Origin of the sequence: Terriglobus sp. YAF25 (assembly GCF_052113305.1) — a bacterium.
In the GTDB taxonomy this organism is placed as follows: Bacteria; Acidobacteriota; Terriglobia; order Terriglobales; family Acidobacteriaceae; genus Terriglobus.
In genome coordinates this window covers 1-4,596 of sequence record NZ_JBFRCY010000363.1, presented here as the reverse complement: position 1 = coordinate 4,596, position 4,596 = coordinate 1, and the positions used below count along the sequence as shown (strand labels likewise).

The following is a 4,596-nucleotide window of genomic DNA, read 5'->3' as shown; positions in this document are numbered from 1 at the left end:
AGGCTGTGCAATATCGGAAGGATTCAGCACGGCCAGAGCCACCTGATAGAGCAGCGGCTGAAAGGTATGGTGATTACGGCGATCGACGATCGTGATATCGACCGCCTCTTTTGCCAGCTTCTGTGACGCAACCAGACCGGCAAAGCCTGCTCCCAGAATGACTACCCGCTTCCGTTCGGCCATCTTTACCCCCTGGAGCATTTTCCCTGTGGGTGTAGTGTAGGACTTCGCATTCTATGGGCGCTTTCCGCAGTGAAAACGCCGTCGCGCGCCCTTGCGGAATATCAGCAACATGGAAAACGCTCTAAACAATACGATGCAACAGGTTGCGCTACCGGCTCACCCAAATCCCAGCCGGCCCGAGATCAAAAGTAGGGGCCGGTAAAACCCCTAAATTTCGGGATAGAAGTCGAAGAACGCGTCCAGGCTCTGCTTCAACTGGGCCTCAATCTGTTCCCGGGAGCCTTCCAGCAGATGCATGGTCACCCGGGCCGCGTTGCCGTTCTTCAGCTCGATGGGGGCATCGCCGATCGAGGAGATCTCATCGGCGGGCAGAAGTCGCATTCCATAGACAAGTACAAGATTCGCCATAGGTCTATTGTCGCTCTGAAAACCGGGCCACGGCGGAGGGTGGGGTGGGTTTGAATCTTCGGGAGGCCGTTTACAATCAAACCTTAGCCATGTCCGACCATACAACCCGCGACACAGTCATCCTCGGTTCCGGCTGCTCCGGCCTGACGGCCGCCATCTATACCGCCCGTGCCAACCTGAAGCCCCTCGTTCTGGAGGGTCATGAGCCCGGCGGACAGCTTTCCATCACCACGTTGGTCGAGAACTTCCCCGGCTGGCCCCAGGGCGTACAGGGACCCGAGCTGATCGAGAACATGAAGCAGCAGGCGACGCGCTTTGGCGCGGAGCTCACGATGGCTCACCTGGTCTCGGTCGATCTTTCCAAGCGCCCCTTTGAGCTGAACCTGGGCAAGGAGACTATCCACACCCGCACGCTGATCATCGCCTCCGGAGCTTCGGCCCGCTGGCTGAATATTCCCAGCGAACAGGCCCTGATCGGTCACGGCGTCTCGAGCTGCGCTACGTGCGACGGATTCTTCTTCTCCGGCAAGGAAATCGCAGTCGTGGGGGGCGGCGACTCCGCCATGGAAGAGGCTCTCTTCCTCACCCGCTTCGCGACCAAGGTCACGCTGATCAACCGCAGCGAGAGCTTCCGTGCCAGCAAGATCATGCTGGAGCGCGCGATGGCTCACCCGAACATCGTCTTCCGCACCAGTACGGTAGTGGACGAGGTTCTGGGCGTAGAAGAGAAGGACGTCAAAGGTCTGAAGCTGCGGAACATCAAGACCAACGTCGTAGAGAATCTGCCGCTGTCGGGTCTGTTCCTCGGGATCGGTCACGAGCCGAACGCGAAGATGTTCCGCCACCAGATCGACCTGGACGACGACGGCTACATCAAGACCGTGAACAACGTCTTCTGCACTCTGAACGGACAGATTGTTCCCGGCGTCTTCGCCTCTGGCGACGTGCAGGACCGCCGCTACCGCCAGGCCATCACGGCTGCGGGCACCGGTTGCATGGCCGCGCTGGAAGTGGAGAAGTTCCTCGAAGAGCACGGAAGGTAAGAGCATTTTTCCCGTGGGTGTAGTGTAGGACTTCCACATCTATGGGCGTTTTCGCAAGGAAACACCCCTTCCGGGATGCCCAGCAGCAGGGAGAACGCTCTAAGAGCACAAAACGTAATTCATAAGGCCGCGATATCCTGTCGGCACCTTTACGGAGGTCCCTTCATGGAGATTCGCGGCCTTTGTCCGCTTCTTGGAGTCTTCGATATGCCGCGATCAGTGCGCTTCTACTGCGACAACCTCGGCTTTGTGATCCATCAACGTTCCGCGACCTATACGGTTGAGGACGGAGTAGAGCTCTTTCACTGGGCATGGCTCAAGCGCGATGATGCGGAGCTGATGCTGAATACCGCTTACGACGAAGGCCGACGTCCCAACCTGGAAAACCCTATGCGCATTGCGGCTCACCAGGACACCACGCTTTATCTTGGCTGTCCGGATGTGGATGGCGCCTATGAAGAGCTAAAGGCAAAGGGCGTTTCCTGCAAGCCTCCGCAGACAGCCTGGTACGGCATGCGGCAGCTAGAAATGCGTGATCCGGATGGGTTCGGCATCGTACTTCAATGGAGGGCAAAGTAGGTATGTCGGTACAAACGGGACGCTACACCGCACAGCTCGAAGGCGATTTTGTCGTCTTCCTGATCGGCATGCGCATCAACTCGCTATTGGCTATACACAAATGGATGCCAGTCACGAAGACGATGCCGCGCATGCTGAAGGAGCTCTATCACCAGCCGGAGCTCGGCTTTCTGCGGCACGAGATTTTCCTGGGCCGGCGCACGCTGATGACGGTACAGTACTGGCGCACCTTCGACCAGCTTCATGCCTATGCGCATGCCCGCAATCATGAACATCTGCCGGCATGGGCTGAGTTCAACCGCCGCGTGGTGAAGAGCGGAGTCGTGGGTGTCTTTCACGAGACCTATCTGGTCAAGGCCGGACAGTACGAAGCGATCTACTCGGATATGCCACGCTTCGGTCTGGCCAGTGCCGGACAGCATGTGCCTGCGATAGGACGGTTGAATACGGCGCGGGAGCGGTTGCAGCAAGACTAGGATTGTTTGGGCCTTGGGACCTCGCAAATATCCCACCCATCGCGTTGCGATGGATGGGCACCCAGTGTATTGGCAGCCATGGCAGGCAAAAGCGGATCGAGCTGGGCTCGATCCGCTTCGTTTTTATCCAGCAACCAGGAACTAGCAACCGGGAACTACCTCGGCGGCTCTGCCGCTTCTGTGGCCTTCTTATCGGCCTTGTCCTGGGTCTTGTCGGCTTTCTTCTGTTCGCTGGAATCCAGCTGCTTCCGCTTAGCTTTATCTGCCTTTGCCTGAGCTTTTTCAGCCTTGGCGTCCTTCTTCAACTGTTTCTGCTCCTGTTTATTAGCTTCCTGGCGGGTTTGCTGGCTGGTCTCCTGAGCCAAACCGGCCAAGCCCAGGCTCAGGGCGCACCCGAGCACCGCAGCGCGTGTCATGTAGGTCATCTTTCACCTCCGTGCGTTTTGCTAAGACGCACGCTGCACCGTTTTTGCTGCCCGTTTAGAAGCGGTGGAACATGAAAAAGGCGGCGCCTATCAGACACCCGAAGGCGGCGAAGTAGTTCCAGCGCAACTTCTCGCCGAAATACAACACGGCGAAGACACCGAAGACCGACATGGTGATGACCTCCTGCAGCACCTTGAGCTGTTCCGGAGAGAACTTGCCGGCGCCGATGCGGTTGGCCGGGACCTGCAGGCAGTACTCAAAAAAGGCAATTGCCCAGCTTATGAGAATCACCTTCCACAGCGCGGCATCGCGATGCTTCAGGTGGCCATACCAGGCGATAGTCATAAAGATGTTCGAACCAATGAGAAGCAGAATCGTCCACATATCTTCCTCAGATGCAAAACTAGAGATATGTCCATCGTAGAGAACCTGGAGCGCGTCAGCGAACAGATCGCCGTAGCCTGCGCCAAGGCCGGCAGAAGTGAAGCCGATGTCGCCCTGATGGCGGTCTCCAAGACACATCCCGCATCGGCGATTGAAGAGGCCTATGCCGCGGGACAGAGGCTCTTTGGTGAGAATCGCGTGCAGGAGTGGGAGGCGAAGTCCGCGCAGCTCTCTCTGCCAGGCCTGGAGATGCATCTCATCGGCCCCCTGCAGTCGAACAAGACCAATAAGGCCGCCGGGATCTTCCATACGATTGAGGCCGTCGATTCGCTACGCATCGCACAACGGCTCGACACGGCCGCACAGGCACTTGGGCGCAAGCTTCCGATCCTGCTTGAGATCAAGCTCTCGCACGAAGACTCAAAGCATGGCATGGCTCCGGAGGAACTCCCTGCCTTGCTGGAGGCTCTGCCCGTGCTCACACATGTGGTGCCGGTCGGCCTCATGACGGTGCCACCGTTGGATGCGCAGGGAGAAGAGGCACGTCCTTACTTCCGCCGTCTGCGTGAGCTGCGCGACCAGGCACAGACCAGGATCGCTACCCTCACTCAGCTCTCCATGGGGATGTCGCACGACTACACCGTGGCCATTGAAGAAGGTTCCACCTGCGTTCGTGTGGGGACAGCCATCTTCGGCGAAAGGGAGTACCTGCAGCCATGAGTCTGCGACTGCAGCAGGTTGGCGAGGATTGCTTGCTGCCAGTCCGTCTCCATCCCGGCGCCCGGTGCAACGCGATTACCGGCCAGCACGATGGGGCACTCAAAATCGCATTGACAGCACCTCCCGTAGACGGCAAAGCCAACGTCGCATTGTTGCGCTATCTTGCTGAAATACTGGGGCTTCCTCAAAGCCGGATAGAGCTGAAGAGCGGCCAGACCAACCGATCCAAAATGGTTTTGATTACACGCATCCGGGCCGAGGAGGTCGCAGCGAAGCTGACCCCGGCCACGTATACTTAAGGAAGAGCAAGCCCAAATCCCGATTGCGATTTGCGAATCGCCATTCCTCATTCGGAGACATTTTTCATGCAGTTTCGC

The 4,596-nt window shown here is 58.1% G+C and carries 9 protein-coding genes; 5 read left to right on the top strand and 4 right to left on the bottom strand.

Annotated elements, in window-relative coordinates:
- On the bottom strand, nucleotides 1-183 hold a 183-nt coding region (locus AB4043_RS15625; protein ID WP_442307462.1), incomplete at its 3' end, for an FAD-dependent oxidoreductase.
- 207 nt (nucleotides 184-390) lie between these two features.
- Nucleotides 391-591: an allantoinase gene (locus AB4043_RS15620; RefSeq protein WP_442302736.1), complete on the bottom strand. Its 201-nt coding sequence runs from the start codon at nucleotides 589-591 to the stop codon at nucleotides 391-393.
- An 89-nt stretch (nucleotides 592-680) separates the two neighbouring features.
- On the opposite strand from AB4043_RS15620, the gene trxB reads away from it, so the two are divergent.
- From trxB to AB4043_RS15605, 3 genes are all read left to right on the top strand, one after another.
- Nucleotides 681-1,634: a thioredoxin-disulfide reductase gene (gene trxB, locus AB4043_RS15615; protein ID WP_442302735.1), complete on the top strand. Its 954-nt coding sequence runs from the start codon at nucleotides 681-683 to the stop codon at nucleotides 1,632-1,634.
- A gap of 165 nt (nucleotides 1,635-1,799) precedes the next feature.
- Nucleotides 1,800-2,213 carry a VOC family protein gene (locus AB4043_RS15610; RefSeq protein ID WP_442302734.1) on the top strand — a complete coding sequence of 138 codons (414 nt, stop codon included), beginning with the start codon at nucleotides 1,800-1,802 and terminating at the stop codon, nucleotides 2,211-2,213.
- A 2-nt stretch (nucleotides 2,214-2,215) separates the two neighbouring features.
- Nucleotides 2,216-2,689: a DUF4188 domain-containing protein gene (locus AB4043_RS15605; protein WP_442302733.1), complete on the top strand. Its 474-nt coding sequence runs from the start codon at nucleotides 2,216-2,218 to the stop codon at nucleotides 2,687-2,689.
- A gap of 155 nt (nucleotides 2,690-2,844) precedes the next feature.
- On the opposite strand, the gene AB4043_RS15600 is transcribed toward AB4043_RS15605, so the two are convergent.
- Together AB4043_RS15600 and AB4043_RS15595 are read right to left on the bottom strand one after the other, a co-directional pair.
- On the bottom strand, nucleotides 2,845-3,114 hold the full coding sequence (locus tag AB4043_RS15600) for a hypothetical protein (protein ID WP_442302732.1): 270 nt from the start codon (nucleotides 3,112-3,114) through the stop codon (nucleotides 2,845-2,847).
- Nucleotides 3,115-3,169: 55 nt separating this feature from the next.
- Nucleotides 3,170-3,499, bottom strand: coding sequence for a DMT family protein (locus tag AB4043_RS15595; RefSeq protein ID WP_442302731.1), 330 nt, complete (start codon nucleotides 3,497-3,499; stop codon nucleotides 3,170-3,172).
- Between the two features lie 27 nt (nucleotides 3,500-3,526).
- Between AB4043_RS15595 and AB4043_RS15590 the strand changes: the two genes are divergently transcribed.
- Together AB4043_RS15590 and AB4043_RS15585 are read left to right on the top strand one after the other, a co-directional pair.
- On the top strand, nucleotides 3,527-4,219 hold the full coding sequence (locus AB4043_RS15590; RefSeq protein WP_442302730.1) for a YggS family pyridoxal phosphate-dependent enzyme: 693 nt from the start codon (nucleotides 3,527-3,529) through the stop codon (nucleotides 4,217-4,219).
- A complete protein-coding gene (locus AB4043_RS15585; protein ID WP_442302729.1) occupies nucleotides 4,216-4,518 on the top strand; it encodes a DUF167 domain-containing protein in 303 nt (100 codons plus the stop codon). Before AB4043_RS15590 ends, AB4043_RS15585 begins: the two co-directional genes overlap by 4 nt.
- Nucleotides 4,519-4,596 lie beyond the last annotated feature (78 nt).